The following is a 21,836-nucleotide window of genomic DNA, read 5'->3' as shown; positions in this document are numbered from 1 at the left end:
CATGACTGCGCCGGACGGAGCGTCACCGCTCGCGCCCGCCTGGCTGTCGCTCCCTGAGCACCAGGCCCGGCTGGAGCCGAAGCTGTGGGCCGAGGACGTGGAGCGCGGCGACGACGGCGTCCTGCGCGTCGACGGCGTCTCCGTGGCCGATCTCGCCGCGGATTACGGCACCCCGCTGTTCGTCATGTCCGAGCGCGACTTCCGCTCGCGTGCCGCCACGTTCCGCGACGCCTTCAACGAGGCCTTCCGCGACCTGTGCGGAGGGGTGGACGTGTTCTACGCGGGCAAGTCCTTCCTGTGCACCGAGGTGGCCCACTGGGTGCGGGAGGAGGGACTCGGGCTCGACACCTGCTCCGGCGGCGAGCTCGCCGTCGCCCTCCGCGCCGGCATGCCCGGCCACCGGCTCGGGCTGCACGGGAACAACAAGTCGGCGGCGGAGATCACGCGCGCCATCGACGCCGACCTCGGCCGGATCGTCGTCGACAGCCTGCAGGAGGTCGCCCTCGTGGGAGACCTGGCCGTGCAGCGCGGGCGCCGCGCCAACGTCATGCTCCGCCTGACGCCGGGGGTCCACGCCTCCACCCACGAGTTCATCGCCACGGCGCACGAGGACCAGAAGTTCGGCCTGTCGCTGACCACCGAGCAGGGCCCGGGCCAGGTCGGGGGAGGACGCCCGCCAGAGGACGACGGCGCCTCGTCGCCCGCCGCGCGCGCCGTCGCGGACGCCCTCGCCCACCCGGGCATCAACCTCCTCGGTGTGCACTGCCACATCGGGTCCCAGATCTTCGAGCCCGAGGGCTTCGAACTGGCGGCGCAGCGGCTGCTCGGCTTCCTCGCGGAGGTCCGGGACCGGCACGGCGTCGAGCTCACCGAACTCGATCTCGGCGGCGGCTACGGCATCGCCTACACCGAGGAGGACGAGCCGCGACCGGCAGCGGAGATCGCCCGCGCCATGGCGTCCGTCGTCGGCGCGACCTGCCGCGAGCTGCGCCTGCAGGTCCCCCGGATCTCGATCGAACCGGGCCGCGCCATCGTCGGCCCCACGACGTTCACGCTGTACACCGCCGGCACCACGAAGACCGTCCGGGTGGACGCCGCGGCCAGCGGCTCCGAGGAGCTGCAGGACGCCTCCGTTACGCACCCGCGACGCTATGTGTCGGTGGACGGCGGCATGAGCGACAACGCCCGTCCGGTGCTCTACGGCGCGGATTACTCGGCCGTCCTCGCGTCCCGGACGCCCGAGGCGGACCCCGTGCTCTCCCGCGTGGTTGGGAAACACTGCGAGAGCGGTGACATTGTGGTGCGGGACGTCTACCTCCCCAAGGACACCGGTGCCGGTGACCTCCTCGCCGTGCCGGGCACCGGAGCCTATTGCTGGGTGCTCTCGAGCAACTACAACTACCTGACCCGTCCGCCCGTCGTGGCGGTGGCCGACGGCCGTGCCCGGCTGATCGTGCGCGGCGAGACCGAGGAGGACCTGTTCCGCAGGGACGTCCAGCGTCACCCGGCCCCGCACGACCCCGCCTTGCCCGCCCCGGAACCAGGAGCCCCTCGGACCGCATGAACACTCCAGCCACGCCTTCCCGCCAGCCCCTCCGCGTCGCCCTGCTCGGCTGCGGCAACGTCGGCTCGCAGGTTGCCCGCATCCTGCTCGAGGACGCGGAGAACCTCGGCCGCCGTGCCGGAGCGCCCCTCGAACTCATCGGGGTCGCCGTCCGCACCCTGGACGCCGAGCGCGACGTCCGGCTGCCCGCCGGGCTCCTGACGCTCGACGCCGAGAAGCTCGTCGAGGACGCCGACATCGTCATCGAGCTCATGGGTGGCATCGAGCCGGCCAAGTCGCTGATCCTCCGCGCGATCGAGCACGGGGCGACGGTGGTCAGCGGCAACAAGGCGCTCCTCGCGCAGGACGGCCCCGAGCTCTACGAGCAGGCCGACGCCGCCGGCGTCCAGCTCTCCTACGAGGCCGCCGTCGCCGGTGCGATCCCGATCCTGCGGCCCATCCGGGACAGCCTCTCCGGCGACCGCATCACCCGGGTGCTCGGCATCGTCAACGGCACCACCAACTACATCCTCGACCAGATGGACTCCACGGGAGCCCAGTTCGCGGATGCGCTGAAGGCAGCCCAGGACCTCGGCTACGCCGAGGCGGATCCCACGGCCGACATCGAGGGCCACGACGCCGCCGCGAAGGCCGCGATCCTCGCCTCCCTGTCCTTCCACACACGCTTCGCCCTCGACAACGTCCACTGCGAGGGCATCACCTCGGTCACGGCCGACGACATCGCGGCCGCGGCGGAGGACGGCTACGTCATCAAGCTGCTGGCGATCGCGGAGATCCTCACCGACGACGCCGGTGAGGCAGGGATCGGCGTGCGCGTCCACCCCACCCTCCTGCCGCGCTCCCACCCGCTCGCCGCCGTCCGCGGTGCCTTCAACGCCGTGTTCATCGAGGCGGAGAACGCCGGGGAACTGATGTTCTACGGCCAGGGCGCCGGCGGCACCCCCACGGCCTCGGCGGTGCTGGGCGACGTCGTCAGTGCCGCCCGCCGCATGGTGCTCGGCGGCCCGGGCCGCACCGAGACCACCACCGGGCACGTCCCGCCGCTCGGCATCGACACCGTCCGCACGAGCTACTGCATCGGGCTCGAGGTCGCGGACCAGCCGGGCGTCCTGGCCCGGATCGCCCAGATCTTCGCCGAGAACGGCGTCTCCATCGAGACGATGCGCCAGCGCATCCACCAGGGCGGGTCCGACGGCGCCACCACCGCCGAGCTGCGCATCGTCACCCACCGCGCGCCCGAGGCGTCCCTCGCCGCGACCGTCCGGCAGGTCGCCGCGCTCGACGTCATCACCGCCGTCTCATCCGTGCTCCGAGTAGAGGGAATCTAAGTGGCCCACCAGTGGCGCGGAGTCATCCGCGAATACGCAGAACGCCTGCCCGTCACCGACGCCACCGAGGTCATCACCCTCGGCGAGGGCGGCACGCCGCTCGTGCACGCCCGGCACCTGAGCAAGCTGACGGGGTCCACCGTCTACCTCAAGGTCGAGGGGATGAACCCCACGGGGTCCTTCAAGGACCGCGGCATGACCATGGCGATGACCGCTGCCGTAGCCGCCGGGGCGAAGGCCGTGGTCTGCGCGTCCACGGGCAACACCTCCGCCTCGGCCGCAGCCTACGCCACGCAGGCCGGCATCACGTGCGCCGTGCTCGTGCCGGACGGCAAGATCTCGATGGGCAAGCTGAGTCAGGCGATCGCCCACGGCGCGCAGCTGCTGCAGGTCAACGGCAACTTCGACAACTGCCTCGACGTCGCCCGGAAGCTCGCGGAGGCGTACCCGGTGTTCCTCGTGAACTCGGTGAACCCCGCGCGGCTCGAGGGTCAGAAGACGGCGGCCTTCGAGGTCGTCGACACCCTCGGCGACGCCCCGGACTACCACCTGATGCCCGTGGGCAACGCCGGCAACATCAGCGCGTACTGGAAGGGCTACAAGGAGTACGCCGCGCCCTACGACTCCATGTACCACGGGGAGCTCCCCGCCGTCGCCACGCACACCCCGATCATGTGGGGCTTCCAGGCGGAGGGCGCCTCACCGCTCGTCAAGGGGCACCCCATCACCGAGCCGGACACCATCGCGACCGCCATCCGCATCGGCAACCCGGCGTCGTGGGACTTCGCGGTCGCCGCACGTGACGAGTCCGGCGGACTCATCGAGGCCGTGACCGACGACGAGATCCTCGACGCCCACCGCTGGCTGTCCTCCCGCGAAGGCGTCTTCGTGGAGCCCGCGTCCGCCGCGGGCGTGGCCGGCCTGCTGAAGAAGCACGCCGAGGGCCTCGTCCCGGAGGGCAAGACGATCGTCATCACCGTCACCGGCCACGGCCTCAAGGACCCCCAGTGGGCGCTGCGGACCGCCGACGGCGCCGACGTGGAGCCCACCAAGGTGGAGTTCGACGTCGTGAGCGTCGCCGCCGCGCTGGGACTCGAGGACTGACATGCTGCACGCGGCACCCCTGCCGGAGGATGTGCTCGACCTCCCGACCGTCGACGCCGGCCAGGACGTCGAGGTCAGGGTCCCCGCGACGAGCGCGAACCTCGGACCGGGCTTCGACGCGCTCGGACTCGCTCTCTCGCTCTACGACACCGTGCGCGTCCGCACGACGACGTCGGGTTCGGTGACGGTGCGACCCACCGGGGAGGGCGCCGGCGACCTGCCGCTCGACGGGAGCCACCTCGTGGCACGCTCCCTGATCAGCACCCTCCACCGGGCGGGGCGCCGCGCTCCGGGGCTCGAACTCGACACGGTGAACGTGATCCCGCACGGCAGGGGCATGGGGTCCTCGGCCTCGGCGATCGTCGCGGGGGTCCTCGCAGGCAACGCGCTGCTGCCGGTCGGGGAACGTACGGACGCCGCACACCTCCTGCAGTGGGCGGCCTCGATCGAGGGACACCCGGACAACGTGGCTCCCGCCCTGGTGGGCGCCCTCGCGATCTCCTGGGAGAGCGGGCGGGCGTTCCACAGCACGCGCGTCGAGGTGCACCCGGACGTCATCCCGATCCTCGCGGTTCCGGACCGGGCGCTGTCCACCGAGAGCGCCCGGGCGCTGCTGCCGGCGTCGGTGTCCCACGCCAGTGCCGCCGCCAACGCCGGGCGGGCAGCCCTGATCGTGCACGCGCTCGGCACCGATCCGTCCCTGCTGTTCCCCGCCACACAGGATGCGATCCATCAGGACTACCGCGCCTCGGCCATGCTGCCGAGTGCCACCCTGCTGCGCGGACTGCGTGCCGCCGGGTTCGCCAGCACCATCTCCGGGGCGGGACCCAGCGTGCTGACCCTCGCCGTGGGGGAGTCCGGTGCCGACGCCGCCGAGGGGGAACTCCGACGCCTGATCGATACCGGCGACACGCCGGGGGCGTGGCGGGTCCTCCGGCTGGCAGTGGAGCGGGAAGGTGCTAAAATAGGAGGGCACCAGGGGTAGCGAGGCAGTCACGCCGACCTACTGTGCATCTCGAAGAGTACGTTTCGGGAAGTACCGTGTGCTTCTGTTGAGTCGGCCGTCCTGTCTGGACCGCCGCAACACTGCAGGTCCCATCAGCAGCAGCACATCCTGACGGTGTAGCCTCCGATCTATCCCGGAGCGTATGGACTCAACCTCCCGCGCAGGGACATTCTCAGGCTCCCAGCATCACCCAGGTCTGCCGGATCTCATCCGGTTCGGCTGATCCCCCGCCTGCTTCATATGCGGCACGGGGCAAACCACCGCGGACCACTGATCATGTGGCCGCCCGACGAGGGGGAAGGATCCTTCGTGACTGAAACCACTGACCTGTTACCAGGTGTGGCCACCCAAGACGCTGAAGAAACCGGCGCAACAACTTCCAAGAGCAGCGGTCTTGCCGGCCTGAAGCTCGCCCAGCTGCAGGCGCTTGCCGGTCAGCTCGGCATCACCGGTGGATCGAGGATGCGCAAGAGCGATCTCGTCTCCGCGATCTCGGACCACCAGCGCGGCTCCGCGGTCGCCGACCGCCAGAAGGCCCCCAGCGTCCGCACCGAGCGCAGCGCCGACGCCGAGCGCCCGGCCACGGCGGGCACCCCGGGCGGGGCAGAGGACAGCCAGGACCAGGACGCGCAGTCCGCCCCGGCCGAGCGCCAGCCCCGCACCCGCAACCGCAACCGCCGAGCAGGCAGCGACGGCGTCGTGTCCGTGCCGACGACCGAGACCGCCGACCAGGCCGAAGCCCCGTCGCGGGACGGCGCCGAGGACGGCTCGGGCTCCGAGCAGCAGGACCGCGGCGACCGCGAGAACGGCGGGCGTAACCAGCGCAACCGCCGCAACCGTCGCGGCGAGGACCGCCCGGACGCGCAGTCGGGCCAGAACGAGTCCGTGAACGGTTCGCAGGGCGAGTCCCAGAACGCCGGGCAGGGCGAGGCGCAGGCCGAGTCCCAGTCCGGGCAGCAGGGCGACGCGCGCAGCGACCGCGGTGAGCGACGCAGCCGCTCCCGCAACGGTCGCGACGACGACCGTTCGGGCAACGGCTCCAACAACCAGTCCGGCAACCAGTCGAACGGCCAGTCGGGCAGCCAGTTCAACAGCCCGTCGACCAGCCAGTCGACCAACGACGGCCAGAACGACGGCGGCCGCAGCGGCAACGAGCGCAGTGACAACCGCAACGGCTCTAACGAGGACGAGGGTCGCGGGCGCAACCGCCGCAACCGTGCGAACCGCAACGGTGGCAACGGTCCCGAGGACCGCAACAGCCGATTCCGCGACCGCAACGAGCGCAACGACCGCCGTCGTGGCCGGAACCAGAACCCCGAGGTCGACGACGTCGAGGTCACCGACGACGACGTCCTGCTGCCCGTTGCGGGCATCCTCGACGTCCTCGAGAACTACGCCTTCGTGCGCACCTCCGGCTACCTGCCGGGCCCGAACGACGTCTACGTCTCGCTCGCCCAGGTCAAGAAGCACAACCTCCGCAAGGGCGACGCCGTCGTGGGCGCCATCCGCGCCCCCCGCGAGGGCGAGACCCAGGCCAGCGCACGCCAGAAGTTCAACGCCCTGGTCCGCGTCACCTCCATCAACGGCAAGCCTGCCGAGGAGCTGAAGGACCGCGTCGAGTTCGCGAAGCTCGTGCCGCTCTACCCCTCCGACCGTCTGCGCCTCGAGACGGACCCGAAGAAGATCGGTCCCCGCGTGATCGACCTCGTGGCCCCGATCGGCAAGGGCCAGCGCGGCCTGATCGTGTCGCCGCCCAAGGCCGGCAAGACCCTGATCCTGCAGGCGATCGCCAACGCCATCACGATCAACAATCCTGAGGTCCACCTCATGATGGTCCTGGTCGACGAGCGTCCCGAAGAAGTCACGGACATGCAGCGGACGGTCAAGGGAGAGGTCATCGCCTCGACGTTCGACCGCCCCGCCGACGACCACACCACGGTCGCCGAACTCTCCATCGAGCGCGCCAAGCGCCTCGTGGAGATGGGCATGGACGTCGTCGTCCTCCTCGACTCCATGACCCGCCTCGGCCGCGCCTACAACCTGGCCGCTCCGGCGTCGGGCCGTATCCTCTCCGGTGGCGTCGACTCCGCGGCGCTGTACCCGCCGAAGCGTTTCTTCGGTGCCGCGCGCAACATCGAGAACGGTGGCTCGCTCACCATCCTCGCGACCGCCCTCGTGGAGACCGGTTCCAAGATGGACGAGGTCATCTTCGAGGAGTTCAAGGGCACCGGCAACATGGAGCTCCGCCTCTCGCGGAACCTCGCCGACAAGCGCATCTTCCCCGCCGTCGACGTCAATGCCTCCGGCACGCGTCGCGAGGAGAACCTGCTCTCGCCCGACGAGGTCAAGATCATGTGGAAGCTGCGCCGCGTGCTGTCGGGTCTCGAGACCCAGCAGGCACTGGAGCTGCTCACCAACAAGATCCGGGAGACGCAGTCCAACGTCGAGTTCCTGATGCAGGTCCAGAAGACCACCCTGGGCTCCAAGGACTCCGACTAGCACCGGGCAGCCGTCCGGGACGAGCGGGCCATATCCTGGCCGGCTCGTCCCGGACGGCTTCCTCCTTTAACCGGCATCCTGCGTCGAGACGGCTGGATCGGCCGGATGGAGCACCGCCGCGTGGTCCTCTCTGCCTTCTCGACCTTCGTAGACTGGCTGCACAAGCCGAAAGAGGTACATCCGATGTTTGAGTCCATCCAGGGACTGCTCGACGAACACTCCGAGCTGCAGGACCAGCTCGCCGACCCGGCCGTCCACGCCGACCAGGCGCTGGCCCGGAGGCTCGGACGCCGGTACGCCGAGCTGGGGCGCATCGTCGACGCGCACAACCGCTGGAGCGCGCTCGACGACGACCTCGAGGCGGCCCGCGGCATGGCGTCCGAGGATCCCGAGTTCGCGGCCGAGGTCCCCATCCTCGAGGAGCAGCTCGCAACAGCGCAGGAGAAGCTGCGCCGGCTCCTGATCCCGCGCGATCCGAACGACAGCCGCAACGTCATCATCGAGGTCAAGGGCGGTGAGGGCGGCGACGAGGCCGCACTGTTCGCCGGCGACCTGCTGCGCATGTATACCCGCTACGCCGAGTCCCGTGGCTGGAAGACCGAGCTCCTCTCCGCCAACGAGTCGGATCTCGGCGGCTACAAGGATGTCCAGATGGCCATCAAGGGGTCCTCGAACGACCCCGCGGAGGGCGTCTACGCCCGCCTCAAGTTCGAGGGCGGGGTGCACCGCGTCCAGCGCGTACCCGTCACCGAGTCGCAGGGCCGCATCCACACCTCGGCCGCGGGCGTGCTCGTGCTGCCCGAGGTGGACGAGCCCGAAGAGGTGGAGATCAGCCAGAACGACCTCAAGATCGACGTCTACCGGTCCTCGGGCCCGGGCGGCCAGTCCGTGAACACCACCGACTCGGCCGTTCGCATCACGCACCTCCCCACCGGGATCGTCGTCGCGATGCAGAACGAGAAGTCCCAGCTGCAGAACCGCGAGGCCGCCATGCGGGTACTCCGCTCACGCATCCTCGCCCACGAGCAGGAGAAGATCGACGCCGCGAACTCGGACATCCGGAAGTCGCAGATCCGGACGATGGACCGCTCGGAGCGCATCCGCACGTACAACTATCCGGAGAACCGGATCGCCGACCACCGGACCGGCTACAAGGCCTACAACCTGGACGCCGTCATGAACGGCGATCTGGAACCGGTGGTGCAGTCGGCCATCGAGATGGACGAGCAGGCCCGCCTGGACGCCATCGGCGCGGACGAGTAGCCGTGGAGGAGGCCCTGCGGGCCGCCGAACGGCAGCTGCGCTCGGCGGGGGTGCCCAGTCCGCGGGTCGACGCAGAGCTGCTGGCCGCCCACCTGCTGGGAGTCTCACGCGGTCGGGTGCGTGCCCTGGCCCTGATCGGCACGCCCGTCCCCGAAGGCTTCCAGGCCCTCGTCGACGAGCGTGCCCGGCGCGTGCCGCTGCAGCACCTGACGGGGGTGGCCCATTTCCGCCGCGTCGACCTGTCCGTGGGGCCCGGTGTCTTCGTCCCGCGGCCGGAGACCGAGACCGTCGCGCAACTCGTGATCGATCGGGCGCTGGGTCTCGCCGCGCCCAGGATCGTCGACCTCGGCACGGGGTCCGGGGCGATCGCCGCCGCCGTCGCCGACGAGGTACCCGGCGCCGAGGTGTACGCTGTCGAACTCAGCGACCTCGCACTCGCCTGGGCGGGACCGAACCTCGCGCGCTTCGGGGTCCACCTGGTGCAGGGCGACCTCGCCACCGCCCTGCCGGAGCACGATGGGACCTTCGACGTCGTGGTCTCCAACCCGCCCTACATCCCCGCGGAGGCCGTCCCCAACGAACCGGAGGTCGCCGAGCACGATCCACGGATGGCGCTGTACGGCGGGGGAGCGGACGGCATGGAACTGCCCCGCGCGGCTGCCCGGTCCGCGGCCCGCCTGCTCAGGCCCGGCGGGTACTTCGTGATGGAGCACGCGGAGGTGCAGGCGCCGTGGGTCGCCGCCTTCCTCGAGCGGATGGGCGCCTGGACCGCGATCACCACGCATCAGGACCTCAGCGGCCGCGATCGCGCCACGAGTGCCGTGTCGACGACCGCCCGCACATCCCCCGACACCCCCCGAGAGGCACACCGATGACGGAGCACACCCCACCCGGACGGCCGGACGCCGCCCCGCAGGCGACGGTCGCCGTCGCAGCGGTCACCTACGACCGGCACGATGAGCTGGCACAGCTCCTGCGGTCCCTCGCGGAGCAGACCGCGCCGATCGGGATCGTGGCCCTCGTCGACTCGGGGACGAAGCCCGCGACGGACGTCGTCGACGCCGCCACGGCGGCCGGCGGCGCCATCCACTACCTGCGGTCGGAGGCCAACCTCGGCGGAGCCGGGGGCTTCGCGTTCGCCATCCTCGCGGCCATCGCGAGCGGAGCGGAGTGGATCTGGCTCATGGACGACGACGGCCACCCCGAGGACGGGCGCTGCCTCGCCGAGCTGCTGGAGGCCGCGCTGGAACACGACCTCGACATCGTGAGCCCGCTCGTCGCCGCGACGTCCGACCCCTCGCGGCTGTCCTTCAACTTCCGCATCAACGGGCTGCTGACCAACGACCGCGCCGTGCTCGAGTCCAGGGGCTACCTGCCCGACATGGTGCACTTCTTCAACGGCGCGCTGATCCGCGCGGACGTGTTCTCGAAGATCGGCCTGCCGGACATGAAGTTCTTCATCCGCGGCGACGAGGTGGACTTCCTGGCGCGCGTGCGGAAGGCCGGCCTGAGGTACGGGACGCTCGCGACCGTCGCGGTGCGCCACCCGGCCACGTGGTCGGAGATGAAGCCGATCTTCGGTGGCTTCATCACCCCGGTGATCCCCGACGGCGACTTCAAGCGGTTCTCCTACTTCCGGAACCGCGCCTACCTCGCCCGCAAGTACCGCAACCTCCGGTGGTTCGGGGCGGACGTCATCGGCTTCCCCTACTACTTCATCACGCAGCGCGACCTCACCGGCCTGCGCGCGTGGTTCACGGCGTATTCCGCGGGGCTCCGCGGCACCGGCTTCGGGCCGCCGCCCCCGTCCTGACCGCCCGCCGGCCGGCCGGCGGACGCGCCGATGTGCATGGCCGCGGGTAGCAGTGAAAGGATGATCGGGTGACAACGAGCTACGACTGTTCCGAGCCCACCCAGCGAAGCGAAGGGCTGGCGGCCGCCCAGCGCGCGGTAGCGCTCAAGCAATGCATCGTCCTGCCGACCGACACCGTCTACGGCATCGGGGCGGACGCCTTCTCGCCGCAGGCCGTGGCCACCCTGCTCGCCTCCAAGGGACGCGGACGGAACATGCCACCGCCGGTGCTCATCCCGCGGATCCAGACCCTCGACGGCCTGGCGACCGAGATCCACCCCGACGCCCGCCGTCTCGCCGAGGCGTTCTGGCCCGGTGGCCTCACTCTCATCTGCCTGGCACAACCGTCACTCACCTGGGATCTGGGCGACACCCTCGGGACCGTCGCGCTCCGCATGCCCGACGACGACGTCGCCCTCGAACTGCTGACGCTCACGGGACCGCTCGCGGTGTCCTCCGCGAACCGGACGGGCCGGCCGGCCGCGACGACGGCCGCAGAGGCCGCCGAGCAGCTCGCCGAGTCGGTGGCCGTCTACCTCGACGCCGGGCCGCGGGCCGACGCCGGAGGCACGGGATCCACCATCGTCGACACGACGGGGGAGGTGCTCCGGGTGGTCCGGCAGGGCACCGTGTCGCTCGAGCAGCTGCGGGACGTGGTGCCCGGCGTCGTAGGGATCGACGGCGGGACCCCGGCCGGGCCGGAGGCGGGGACGCCGGGCAGTAGGTCCGAGCCCGCCGCCGGGCAGTAGGTCAGAGCCCGCGGGCATCCTTCGCCGCACGGTCCGCGCCGGCGAGGACCTCACGGATCCGGGCCGTGGGGGTCAGGCCCTGCGCGTCGGCCCACCCGGGCGCCTGGTCCTGACCGAACCACATGAGTTCGACGCGGCGAACATGCCCGTCGAGGCGACCGCGCACCAGGGACGACACCACGTAGCCGCCACGGACCGCCGCCCGGCACAGCGCCGCCGGTAGCACCCGGGGGTGTCCGCCCGCCGCCTCGAGGACGGTCCGCACGGTGAGTCCCTCCCAGGGCTGGAGGACGCGCGCCGGAAGAGCCCCGGGGTGGGCACCGAGGGCCAGCACCAGGTCCGCGAGGGAGTCCACCGAGGTGATCGGCGATCGCGCGGTGCCCGGGGACGCCACGGATGCGAGGTTCGAGCGGGCGAGACGCGCCAGGGCCGCCGTCGTCGGACGCCCCTCGCCCTGCACGGAGGTGGCCCGCACCGTCACGACGGACAGGGACTGCTCCCGCGCCGCCACGAGGTCCAGGACCTGTTCGCCGAGCGCCTTGCTGCGCGAGTACGCCGAGAAGGGACGCACGGTCCCGGTCTCGTCCAGCAGGGGCGTCCGGCCCTGCACTGCCGCGCTGCTGAGGTGGACGAGGCGCCGCGCGCCGGCGGCCGACGCTGCCCGGGCGAGGACGGCGGGCAGCAGGGCGTTCGCGCCGAGCAGGTCCGCCCCGGCGGTCGCCGAGGGGGTGGCGAGGCCGGCCGCGTTCACGACGACGTCGTACGCTGCCATCGCGGCCTCCAGCCCGGTGGTGTCCGTGGCATCCGCGGCGGCGAGGAGTGCCTGCGGCGCATCGGCGGTCGTCGCCAGCCGTGGCGCCGGCAGCGCGTGCGCGTCGATGCCCGCCGCGTGCAGGGTCCGCAGCACGGCGGAGCCGACGAAGCCGGAACCGCCGAGCACCAGCCAGCGCATCAGGATCTGCCCGTCCGGCCGGCCGGGTCCCGCAGGGGCGGTTCCGGCTGCCAGTCGGGATCGCGCAGGATCACCCGGGCGGCCCTCCACCCGCGCCACACCTGGGAGGCGCCGGAGACGGAGCGCTCGACGGCGAGAAGGCGGACGAGCTCCTTGCCGGCGGACAGGAGCGTCCCGAGGCCGAACCCCACCCGGTGGTAGCGGCCGTGCAGCCGGAGGTACCGCGCGAGGTACCCGCGGTTGCGCATGCCGCAGAACCGTGACAGGTCGCTCGACTCGTTCAGGTGCCGGACGCCGAGGTCCACCTGCCGCTGCGCGCGCGTCTTCCGGAGGACGAAGGCGTCGACGTACGCCACCGGGTACCGCTGCGAGACGAGCCACCCGTACGTGAGGTCGTCCCCGTTGAGGAAGAACCGGGCGTCGGGCAGGCCGATCTCGCGGACGACGTCGGCCGCGACCAGCATGCCCTCGAAGCACGCGACATTGGTGTGGAAGACCGGCGACGCCGCGAAGACGTCGCCCCGCACCGGGAAGTGGACGCCGGTGAACTCGTCGAGGACGTGCTGCCAGAAGAAGGGCCGGCCGGCGGCGTCGTAGCGGCGTCCGTGGATGCACGAGTACCGCCCCATCCAGGGCGCGAAGGACGCGAGGGCGTCGGGGAGGGCGACGACGTCGTCGTCCATCAGCCAGAGCCAGTCGGCTCCTTCCTCGAGGGCGCGCGCGACGCCGGCCGCGAACCCGCCCGAGCCGCCCACGTTCACGGGCAGGCGTTCCACGAAGAGGGGGACCGGGAGGTGCGCATCGGCGAGGACGTCGCCGGTGGCGTCGGTGCTGGCGTTGTCGACCACGACGACGCCGGCCGGCGCGGGTTCGAGGGCCGCGATCGAGTCGAGGAGCTCCCGCAGGAGGGCCGCCCGGTTGAACGTCGTGATCACGAGGAAGACACGGGGCGAGCCGGCGTCGGGGACGTGCAACCTGTTCCTTCCGGACCGCGCCCCGACAGTGCGCAACGGGCCTGGCACAGGTGGGGCAGTTAGTATTCTGGGGTAATAGCAGTCTATTACACCGTGTTCCAGCCCCGGTCGGACGTGTCCCCACACCACGGGTGCGGGGCTTCCGGGCCGCAGCCACGCCCGGTGACGCGGTGGACGCCTGCATGACACCGTTAGGAATCATGGGACTCAACGAAGGCCGGGCCTCCGCCCGGACACCCGGCTCCACGGCCGTAGCCTCCTCCGGCGACAAACCGGCGATCTGGCTGTGGTCGCAGTACCTGCTCGACGCCGCGGCCTGGATCGTGGCCATCCTCCTCGCGCTGATCCTCCGCTACGAGCTCCTCGTCAAGGAGATCAACGTCCCGGGTATCGCCACGTTCTGCGCGGTGGCCGTCGTCGCCCAGCTGGTGGTGGGGCTCAGCTTCGCGCTGTACCGGGGGAGGTACAGCTTCGGGAGCTTCCACGAGGCGAAGCTGCTCGTCATCGTGGCGGTGCTCGTCGCCGTCATCCTGGTGCTGGTCAGCGTCGCGTTCTTCACGGTGATCGAGGTCCCGCGCAGCATCGGCATCATCGCCTTCCCCTTCGCGTGCATGTTCCTGGCCGCCACCCGCTACCTGAAGCGCATGTACGTGGAGAGCAAGGCGAAGCCCGGCGAGGACGCGCAGCGCACGCTGATCTACGGGGCGGGGTTCCTCGGCAACTCGCTCGTGGGCCGCATGATGCAGGACCCGGGCTCTCCCTACTTCCCCGTCGGCCTGATCGACGACGATCCTGCCAAGAAGCACCTGCGGCTCTCCACCGTGCCGGTCCTCGGGCGGGTCGACGACCTGCGCGACATCGTGGCGAGGACGCAGGCCTCGGTCCTGGTCATCGCGTTCGCGGAGGTGGAGGCCGCACAGGTGCGCCGCGTCTCCGACCTCGTCGCGGGGCTCGGCATCAGGGTGCTCGTCCTGCCACCGCTGCGGGACATGCTCGGCGCCGCCGGCGCCGCCATCGCGGACTTTCGGGAGGTTGCCGTCGAGGACCTCATCGGTCGCCGTCCCGTGGACATCCATCCGGACGAGGTCGCCGGGTACGTGACCGGGAAGCGCGTGCTCGTGACCGGGGCCGGCGGGTCGATCGGCTCCGAACTGTGCCGCCAGCTGGCGACCTTCGCCCCGGCGGAGCTCATCATGCTCGACCGCGACGAGACGGGCCTCCAGTCCACGCAGATCTCCCTCACCGGGCGCGGCCTGCTGACCGGTCGTGACACCGTCCTCGCCGACATCCGGGACGCGGACGCGCTGCTGAACATCTTCGAGGACCGCAAGCCCGAGGTCGTCTTCCACGCGGCCGCCCTCAAGCACGTGTCGCTGCTGGAGCAGTATCCGGAGGAAGCCTGGAAGACCAACGTCCAGGGTTCGCTGAACGTCCTCCGTGCCGCGGCCGCCGTCGACGTGACCAACTTCGTCAACATCTCCACGGACAAGGCGGCGGACCCCACGAGCGTCCTCGGGCACTCCAAGCGCGTCGCCGAGAAACTCACCTCGTGGCATGCGGAGGACACGGGCAGGGGGTACGTGTCGGTCCGTTTCGGCAACGTGATCGGCAGCCGCGGGTCCATGCTCCCGCTGTTCACCGAGCAGATCCGCAACGGCGGTCCGATCACCGTGACCGACCCCGAGGTGACGCGCTTCTTCATGACCATCCCCGAGGCCTGCCAGCTCGTCGTCCAGGCGGGGGCGATCGGCAGGGGAGGGGAGGTCCTCATCCTCGACATGGGCGAGGCCGTGAAGATCCTCGACGTCGCCCAGCGCATGATCGCGATGTCCGGCAAGGACATCGACATCGTCTTCACGGGCCTGCGGCCCGGCGAGAAGATGCACGAGGACCTGATCGGCGTCGGTGAGAACGACTCCCGCCCCCTCCACCCGAAGATCTCCCACACGTCGGTGGCGCCGCTGCATCCGGAGACGCTGAGCCTCCAGCGCTGGAAGGCCGAGGGCGGCTTCGGGCAGGGGCAGATCGGTGTCCTCCTGGGTGACGCCGTGGAGCACTCGGCCCGCACCTCACCGTCCACCGCCGGCACCGCAGGGCCCGTCGCATGACCGCGCAGCTGGTGATCGTCGGGCTCGTCGCCCTGGGACTGTCCCTCGCGCTGCCCTTCGTCGTGAAGCCCCTGCTGAAGCGGTGGGGCGTGGTCGACATCCCCAACAGCCGTTCCTCGCACAGCACCGTCGTGATCCGGGGCATGGGGATGGCCGTCGCGATCGCGATCCTCGTGGCCCTCGCCGTCTCCCTCGCCATCCGCCTGGTCGCCGTCGACCGCTCGCTCGTGCTCGTCGTCATCGGCATGGTGGCCGCCGCAGCGACGCTCGGCTGGATCGAGGACCTCAGGGGACTGTCCGTCAGGGTGCGCGCCGCCGCGCAGCTCCTGATCGGTGCGCTCGGTACGATCGTCCTCGCCACGACGATCGAGGACAGCAGCTACTGGTGGGTGCCGGTCGGGGCCGTCGCCGTGGCCACCTACATCAACGCGGCCAACTTCATGGACGGCATCAACGGGATCTCCGGCATGCACGGAATGGTCGTGGGCCTCTTCTACTCGTGGGCAGGGGTCCTCAGCGACCAGCTGTGGCTGACGGTCGCGGGGCTCGTGGTCGCGGCCGCCTTCGCGGGCTTCCTGCCCTGGAACCTCGGCCGGGGTTTCGTGTTCCTGGGCGACGTCGGCAGCTACCTGCTCGGAGCGTCGGTCGCGGCCATCGCGGTCACGGGGCTCCTCGCGGGCGTCTACCTCGAGTACCTCCTCTCGCCGGTGCTCATCTATCTCGCCGACACGTTCACCACGTTCCTGCGCCGGGCACGACGCGGGGAGCGTCTCTACGTCGCACACCGTCAGCACGTGTACCAGAGGCTCACCGACACCGGGCTCACCCACGTGCAGGTCGCACTCTTCGTGAGTGTCCTGTCCGCGCTCACCGGGGCCGCGGGCTTCGTGCTCGCCACCGCCGCCGCACCCCTCGCGGTGTCCACCTCGCTGTTCGCCGCGGCCGTGGTCGCGCTGTACCTCTTCTCGCCGAGGATCTTCCGTGCCATCGCCCGTCGTCGGACGGCGGTGGGGGCCTGAGCAGGGGCGCGAACCCCGCCGTGGGGTAGAATTTCAGGCGCCGGGCGCGGTGACCTGCGGTCCCGCGCATCCGGCTCCAACCCTCACGACGCCGTCGACCGGGGACCAGCAGGGCGCCCACGGCGCAGCCAACAGAGCGGACAGCACGTGCCACGACCGGAGAACCCGGCCACCGGAGCCGACGACGCCACGCTCATCCCGGCGTCGGGACCCACCCGGAGTCCCTGGCTCCGCATCCTCGGGTGGAGTGCCGCCGGGGGCGCGGCGACCGCGGTCCTGCTTGCTGCCGCGGCACTGGTCGCGGCCTCACCGGCCGCGGGCCTGAGCGTGCTGTTCGGCGCGGCCCTCGTCATCGTGTTCTTCGGCATCAGCCTCCTGATCGGCCACTTCACGGGCAAAACCAATCCGTCCGGGGCGCTCGGACTGTTCGCCGTCACCTACGCCATCAAGGTCGTCGGATTCGGCGCCGTCCTGTTCCTGTTCGGCACCCCGGACTGGCTCGAGCGCACGTGGTTCTTCTGGGGCGCCCTCGCGACCGTGATCGTCTGGCAAGTGGCCGAGGTCGTCGCGTTCTCGCGGCTCCGCACGCCCCTCTACGACGACCAGCCCGGGACGGCCGCGACGCGCCCGACCACGCGGCCACCGGAAGGACCCTGATATGAGCGGTGTCTCCCCGGGTCCCGACGACCCCTCCGACGGCAGTCCGGCGCCGGGCGAGGCCCGTTTCTCCAACGGCGGCTACAACGCCGGCATCGCCGTCCTGAGCTACATGATTGGCGGGATCGCGGTATGGAGTTTGATAGGCTGGGGGCTGGATAATCTCCTCGACACGCGCTGGTTGGTGCTGGCGGGAGCGTTCTTAGGTGCAGCAGGGGGTTTCTATCTCTCCCACATGCACAACCTCACCCGGAACCACACACCGAATCCGCACGGCGGATCCCGGTCGACGCCCGGTGCCGAGGAAGAACCGTAGTGAATCCCCATAACTTCATGAGTCGGACCAGTCACGCTGCGGCCGAACAGATCTTGCCCAACGATGGACACTGCAGAGAGGAAACGCGTTGATCGCGCTTGCGCTCCCGGCCGCAACTACCGAAGAGGGATTCGTAGCCCCGACGATCGAGGACACCCACTACCGGGACATCCTCCCCTGGGGTGACCCCTACGGCGTCTGGTTCGACCCCGGCTTCGGCAAGCAGATGCTCATGGTCATCCTGTCCGTGGTCATCATCGCCACCTTCTTCCTGATCGCGTCACGACGCCGCCAGATGGTCCCCGGCAAGGTGCAGTTCCTCGGTGAGTCGGCGTACGGCTTCGTCCGCAACTCCATCGGCAAGGACATCATCGGCGGCCGGGACTTCATGAAGTACGTCCCCTGGCTCTTCACCGCCTTCTTCTTCGTGCTGGTGAACAACATCTTCGGGGCCATCCCGTTCCTGCAGCTGCCCACCTTCTCGCACCCGGGCAGTGCCTACGCCATCGCGGCGATCTTCTACCTCCTCTGGGTAGGCATCGGTATCCGGAAGCACGGCCTGCGGTACTTCAAGCTGGCCGTCGTCCCCTCGGGCGTCCCCTGGTACATCCTGCCGATCGTCGTGCCGATCGAGATCATCTCGAACTTCATCGTCCGTCCGGTCACCCACTCGCTGCGACTGTTCGCCACGATGCTCGCCGGCCACCTGATCGTGACCCTCGCTGGATCCGCCATCGAGTACATGGTGATGACGGGCAACATCCTGCTGCAGGGCACCAGCGTCCTGGTCCTCCTCGGCGCCGTCGCGATGTACATGCTGGAGGCCCTGATCATGGTCCTCCAGGCCTACGTCTTCACGCTGCTGGCCGCGATCTACATCGAAGGCGCGCTCAACGCCGACGCCCACTGATTCACACAAGTCTTCCCCGTCGGGGATGATCCCAAACAACCTGTCGCATCAAGGCGGCATCTTGAAAGGAACACAATGGAAGTACAGGGTAGCCTCAACCTCGTTGGATACGGTCTCTCCGCAATCGGCGGTGGTGTCGGTGTGGGTCTCGTCTTCGCGGCCTACATCAATGGCGTAGCTCGCCAGCCTGAGGCACAGCGTGTCCTCCAGCCCATCGCCTTCCTCGGCCTCGCGCTGACCGAAGCCCTCGCGATCCTGGGCCTCGTCTTCGCCTTCGTCATCGGCGCCTGACAAGGCCGCCCTGACCGACCGAAGACAAGCTGAAGAAAGACGGGTGAAAAATGCTTAACGCAGCGATTATGGCGGCGGAGGAGGGCTCGAGCCCGCTCGCACCGAACTGGTGGGAGTTCCTCGTGACACTGGCCGGCTTCGCCGTGCTGATGTTCATCGTCATCAAGTACGTCATGCCGGCATTCGAGAAGACGTTCGAAGAACGAACGGCTGCCATCGAGGGTGGTATCGCCAAGGCGGAAGCCGCCCAGGCGGAAGCCAACGCGGCGCTGGAGGAGTACAAGCAGCAGCTTGTGGATGCCCGCACCGAGGCCAACCGCATCCGTGAGGAAGCGCGCGCCGAAGGTGCGCAGATCCTCGCGGACCTGAAGGAGAAGGCGGCCGCGGAGTCGGCACGCATCTCCGAGCAGGCCCACGTGCAGATCGAGGCCGAGCGCCAGGCCGCCGTGGTCTCGCTCCGTACCGAGGTCGGTACGCTCGCGACCGATCTGGCCAGCCGGATCGTCGGGGAGTCCCTCGCCGACGACGCCCGTTCCTCCCGCGTCATCGACCGCTTCCTCGCCGACCTCGAGACTTCGTCGCAGGGTGCGGTCTCGAACAGTGCAGGTGCGGCGAAGTAATGGCAGGAGTATCGAGCCAGTCCCTGGCAACGGTCCGTGAAGGGCTGGAGTCCCGACTGCAGGGCGCAACCCTCGGCCTCGCGGAAGAGCTGTTCGGCGTGCTGTCGATCCTCGACACCAACGCCGGTCTGCGCCGTGCGCTCACCGACCCGTCCCGCACCGGCAAGGACAAGGCGGTGCTCGTCGACCAGCTGATCGCCGGCCGTGTCTCGTCCGAAGCCGCAGCCGTGGTCAGGGACCTCGTCAGCGAGCGGTGGGCCAACGCCCGCGACATCGGTGATGCCCTGGAGACCCTCGCGGCGACCGTGGTCATCGCGGTGGCCGAGCAGGGAAGCGGTGTGGAGGGCCTGGACCGGCTCGAGAACGAGCTGTACTCCTTCACCCAGGTGGTCGCCTCGAACCACGCCCTGCAGAGGGCGCTCTCGGATGCGCAGGCCACCCCGGAATCGAAGGTCGTCCTCGGCCTGAAGCTCGTGCCGCAGGCCGGGCCCGCGGGCAGGCTCCTCATCAGCCAGGCCGTGCGCTCGCCGCGCGGACTCAAGCCCGCGATCCTCGTCGAACGGTTCCTCGAACTGGTCGCCGCGCGCCAGCAGCGCTGGATTGCCAACGTCAGCGTCACCCGTCCGCTGACGGCAAGCCAGCTCGATCGGCTGGAGTCCGGCCTCAACGCGATGTACGCCCGCGAGCTCAAGGTCAACGTCAAGGTAGACCCCACACTGATCGGCGGAGTCCGTGTCAGCGTGGGCGACGAGATGGTCGATTCGACCGTCATCACGCGGCTGTCCGAACTGCGCCGCAAGCTGGCGGGATAGGGCGCTCGCGCCCTATCCGATCCGCGCCACACCCACTGAATCACACACCGGTCGCCACGCATCCCATGGTGATCACAACACAGGAGAGCAGGGACTGAGATGGCCGAATTGACCATCAACGCCGAAGACGTCCGTAGTGCGTTGAACGACTTTGCGGCGTCCTACGAGCCCGGAAACGCGGAGCGCGTCGAAGTCGGCCGCGTGACCACCGCCAGTGACGGCATTGCCCGTGTCGAGGGTCTTCCCTCCGTCATGGCCAACGAGCTGCTGCGGTTCGAGGACGGCACGCTCGGACTCGCCCAGAACCTCGACACCCGAGAAATCGGTGTCGTCGTGCTCGGTGACTACAACGGGATCGAAGAGGGCCAGGAAGTACACCGGACGGGCGAGATCCTCTCGGTTCCCGTCGGTGACGCCTTCCTCGGTCGCGTCGTCGACCCCCTGGGCCAGCCGATCGACGACCTCGGTGAGATCGTCGCCGAAGGACGCCGTGCCCTCGAGACCCAGGCTCCTGGCGTCACGCAGCGCAAGTCGGTGCACGAACCCATGCAGACCGGCCTCAAGGCCATCGACGCGATGATCCCGATCGGCCGTGGACAGCGCCAGCTGATCATCGGCGACCGCCAGACCGGCAAGACCGCGATCGCCGTGGACACCATCATCAACCAGAAGGCCAACTGGGCTTCGGGTGACGTGAACAAGCAGGTCCGCTGCATCTACGTGGCCATCGGCCAGAAGGCGTCGACCATCGCCGCCGTCCGCCAGACCCTCGAGGACAAGGGCGCCCTGGAGTACACGACCATCGTCGCGTCTCCCGCCTCCGACCCTGCGGGCTTCAAGTACCTCGCCCCCTACGCCGGTTCCGCCATCGGGCAGCACTGGATGTACGGCGGCAAGCACGTCCTCATCGTGTTCGACGACCTGTCGAAGCAGGCCGAGGCCTACCGTGCGGTGTCCCTCCTGCTGCGGCGTCCGCCGGGACGCGAAGCCTACCCGGGCGACGTGTTCTACCTGCACTCCCGCCTGCTGGAGCGTTGTGCCAAGCTCTCCGACGAGCTCGGTGCCGGTTCGATGACGGGCCTCCCGCTCGTCGAGACGAAGGCGAACGACGTCTCGGCGTACATCCCGACGAACGTCATCTCCATCACCGACGGCCAGATCTTCCTGCAGTCGGACCTCTTCAACGCCAACCAGCGTCCCGCCGTGGACGTCGGCGTGTCGGTGTCCCGCGTGGGCGGTGCCGCACAGGTGAAGTCGATGAAGAAGGTCTCGGGCACGTTGAAGCTGGACCTTGCCCAGTACCGCGACATGCAGGCTTTCGCCATGTTCGCCTCGGACCTGGATGCGGCGTCACGCCAGCAGCTGACCCGCGGCGCACGCCTGATGGAACTGCTGAAGCAGGGCCAGTACTCGCCGATGCCGGTCGAGCAGCAGGTCGTGTCCATCTGGGCCGGGACCAACGGCCACCTCGACGATGTCCCGGTGGAGGACATCAACCGCTTCGAGACGGAGTTCCTGGAGCACCTCGGGCACAAGTCGCAGATCCTCACCACGCTCGCCCAGACGGGCAAGCTCGAGGATTCGACCGCCGAGGAGCTGAAGTCGCAGATCACCGGCTTCAAGCAGGGCTTCTTCGGCGCCGGCGCGGACGGCTTCGGCGCAGGTCACGAGGAATTCCAGGCGATCGACGCGGATTCGGTCGAGCAGGAGAAGATCGTTCGACAGAAGCGCTAGAGGATCTGCACGACGGGAGGGGCACGGCCCCTCCCGTCGGCAGGACCCTGGCCTGATCGCTTCCCGTAGCGGGGGCGA

20 protein-coding genes are annotated in these 21,836 nt (G+C 69.9%); 18 read left to right on the top strand and 2 right to left on the bottom strand.

Translation table 11 applies throughout. The features are described from left to right. The first annotated feature begins 1 nt into the window (after position 1). The 9 genes from CXQ92_RS04765 (at position 2) to CXQ92_RS04725 (ending at position 11,365) form a co-directional block, all read left to right on the top strand. A complete protein-coding gene (locus CXQ92_RS04765; RefSeq protein WP_104165680.1) occupies positions 2 to 1,564 on the top strand; it encodes a diaminopimelate decarboxylase in 1,563 nt (520 codons plus the stop codon). Next, positions 1,561 to 2,892 (top strand): homoserine dehydrogenase, encoded by a 1,332-nt coding sequence (locus CXQ92_RS04760; RefSeq protein ID WP_104165678.1) that lies wholly within the window; start codon positions 1,561 to 1,563, stop codon positions 2,890 to 2,892. The genes CXQ92_RS04765 and CXQ92_RS04760 overlap by 4 nt, the downstream gene beginning before the upstream one ends. Then, positions 2,893 to 3,996, top strand: coding sequence for a threonine synthase (thrC, locus tag CXQ92_RS04755; protein ID WP_104165676.1), 1,104 nt, complete (start codon positions 2,893 to 2,895; stop codon positions 3,994 to 3,996). A gap of 1 nt (position 3,997) precedes the next feature. After that, on the top strand, positions 3,998 to 4,981 hold the full coding sequence (thrB, locus tag CXQ92_RS04750; protein ID WP_104165674.1) for a homoserine kinase: 984 nt from the start codon (positions 3,998 to 4,000) through the stop codon (positions 4,979 to 4,981). 330 nt (positions 4,982 to 5,311) lie between these two features. Then, on the top strand, positions 5,312 to 7,501 hold the full coding sequence (gene rho, locus CXQ92_RS04745; RefSeq protein ID WP_104166740.1) for a transcription termination factor Rho: 2,190 nt from the start codon (positions 5,312 to 5,314) through the stop codon (positions 7,499 to 7,501). Between the two features lie 183 nt (positions 7,502 to 7,684). Next, positions 7,685 to 8,764 carry a peptide chain release factor 1 gene (gene prfA / locus CXQ92_RS04740; RefSeq protein ID WP_104166738.1) on the top strand — a complete coding sequence of 360 codons (1,080 nt, stop codon included), beginning with the start codon at positions 7,685 to 7,687 and terminating at the stop codon, positions 8,762 to 8,764. A gap of 2 nt (positions 8,765 to 8,766) precedes the next feature. Next, positions 8,767 to 9,639, top strand: a complete 873-nt coding sequence (gene prmC / locus CXQ92_RS04735; protein WP_104165672.1) for a peptide chain release factor N(5)-glutamine methyltransferase — start codon at positions 8,767 to 8,769, stop codon at positions 9,637 to 9,639. Beyond that, positions 9,636 to 10,577, top strand: a complete 942-nt coding sequence (locus CXQ92_RS04730) for a glycosyltransferase (RefSeq protein WP_104165671.1) — start codon at positions 9,636 to 9,638, stop codon at positions 10,575 to 10,577. The genes prmC and CXQ92_RS04730 overlap by 4 nt, the downstream gene beginning before the upstream one ends. A gap of 68 nt (positions 10,578 to 10,645) precedes the next feature. Beyond that, on the top strand, positions 10,646 to 11,365 hold the full coding sequence (locus CXQ92_RS04725) for an L-threonylcarbamoyladenylate synthase (RefSeq protein WP_104165669.1): 720 nt from the start codon (positions 10,646 to 10,648) through the stop codon (positions 11,363 to 11,365). A 1-nt stretch (position 11,366) separates the two neighbouring features. Here the strand turns inward: CXQ92_RS04725 and CXQ92_RS04720 are convergent, their stop codons facing one another. Both CXQ92_RS04720 and CXQ92_RS04715 read right to left on the bottom strand, forming a co-directional pair. After that, entirely contained in the window at positions 11,367 to 12,317 is a 951-nt protein-coding gene (locus CXQ92_RS04720; RefSeq protein WP_104165667.1) for an NAD(P)-dependent oxidoreductase, read from the bottom strand. Beyond that, the gene (locus CXQ92_RS04715; protein WP_181033550.1) at positions 12,317 to 13,291 is read right to left on the bottom strand and encodes a glycosyltransferase; all 975 of its coding nucleotides are present in this window, start codon (positions 13,289 to 13,291) and stop codon (positions 12,317 to 12,319) included. The genes CXQ92_RS04720 and CXQ92_RS04715 overlap by 1 nt, the downstream gene beginning before the upstream one ends. A gap of 200 nt (positions 13,292 to 13,491) precedes the next feature. On the opposite strand from CXQ92_RS04715, the gene CXQ92_RS04710 reads away from it, so the two are divergent. The 9 genes from CXQ92_RS04710 to atpA all read left to right on the top strand — a co-directional run bounded on the left by CXQ92_RS04710 (position 13,492) and on the right by atpA (position 21,758). Continuing rightward, positions 13,492 to 15,399, top strand: coding sequence for a nucleoside-diphosphate sugar epimerase/dehydratase (locus tag CXQ92_RS04710; protein ID WP_104165664.1), 1,908 nt, complete (start codon positions 13,492 to 13,494; stop codon positions 15,397 to 15,399). Then, the gene (locus CXQ92_RS04705; RefSeq protein WP_104165662.1) at positions 15,396 to 16,418 is read left to right on the top strand and encodes a glycosyltransferase family 4 protein; all 1,023 of its coding nucleotides are present in this window, start codon (positions 15,396 to 15,398) and stop codon (positions 16,416 to 16,418) included. Before CXQ92_RS04710 ends, CXQ92_RS04705 begins: the two co-directional genes overlap by 4 nt. Positions 16,419 to 16,565: 147 nt before the next feature. Then, positions 16,566 to 17,075, top strand: coding sequence for a hypothetical protein (locus tag CXQ92_RS04700; protein ID WP_104165660.1), 510 nt, complete (start codon positions 16,566 to 16,568; stop codon positions 17,073 to 17,075). A 1-nt stretch (position 17,076) separates the two neighbouring features. Continuing rightward, entirely contained in the window at positions 17,077 to 17,391 is a 315-nt protein-coding gene (locus CXQ92_RS04695) for an AtpZ/AtpI family protein (RefSeq protein ID WP_104165658.1), read from the top strand. Between the two features lie 88 nt (positions 17,392 to 17,479). After that, on the top strand, positions 17,480 to 18,301 hold the full coding sequence (atpB, locus tag CXQ92_RS04690) for a F0F1 ATP synthase subunit A (RefSeq protein WP_104165657.1): 822 nt from the start codon (positions 17,480 to 17,482) through the stop codon (positions 18,299 to 18,301). A gap of 75 nt (positions 18,302 to 18,376) precedes the next feature. Then, positions 18,377 to 18,592, top strand: coding sequence for an ATP synthase F0 subunit C (locus CXQ92_RS04685; RefSeq protein WP_104165655.1), 216 nt, complete (start codon positions 18,377 to 18,379; stop codon positions 18,590 to 18,592). A 50-nt stretch (positions 18,593 to 18,642) separates the two neighbouring features. Beyond that, positions 18,643 to 19,212 (top strand): F0F1 ATP synthase subunit B, encoded by a 570-nt coding sequence (locus CXQ92_RS04680; RefSeq protein ID WP_104165654.1) that lies wholly within the window; start codon positions 18,643 to 18,645, stop codon positions 19,210 to 19,212. Further along, positions 19,212 to 20,024, top strand: a complete 813-nt coding sequence (locus tag CXQ92_RS04675; protein WP_104165652.1) for a F0F1 ATP synthase subunit delta — start codon at positions 19,212 to 19,214, stop codon at positions 20,022 to 20,024. The genes CXQ92_RS04680 and CXQ92_RS04675 overlap by 1 nt, the downstream gene beginning before the upstream one ends. 99 nt (positions 20,025 to 20,123) lie before the next feature. Then, complete coding sequence (gene atpA, locus CXQ92_RS04670; RefSeq protein ID WP_104165650.1) at positions 20,124 to 21,758, top strand: F0F1 ATP synthase subunit alpha; 1,635 nt, start codon at positions 20,124 to 20,126, stop codon at positions 21,756 to 21,758. Positions 21,759 to 21,836: the final 78 nt, after the last annotated feature.

Origin of the sequence: Arthrobacter sp. SX1312 (assembly GCF_002929295.1) — a bacterium.
Lineage (GTDB): Bacteria > Actinomycetota > Actinomycetes > Actinomycetales > Micrococcaceae > Arthrobacter_D.
The sequence above is the reverse complement of the archived record's forward strand: the minus strand, read 5'-3'. Positions and strand labels throughout refer to the sequence as shown.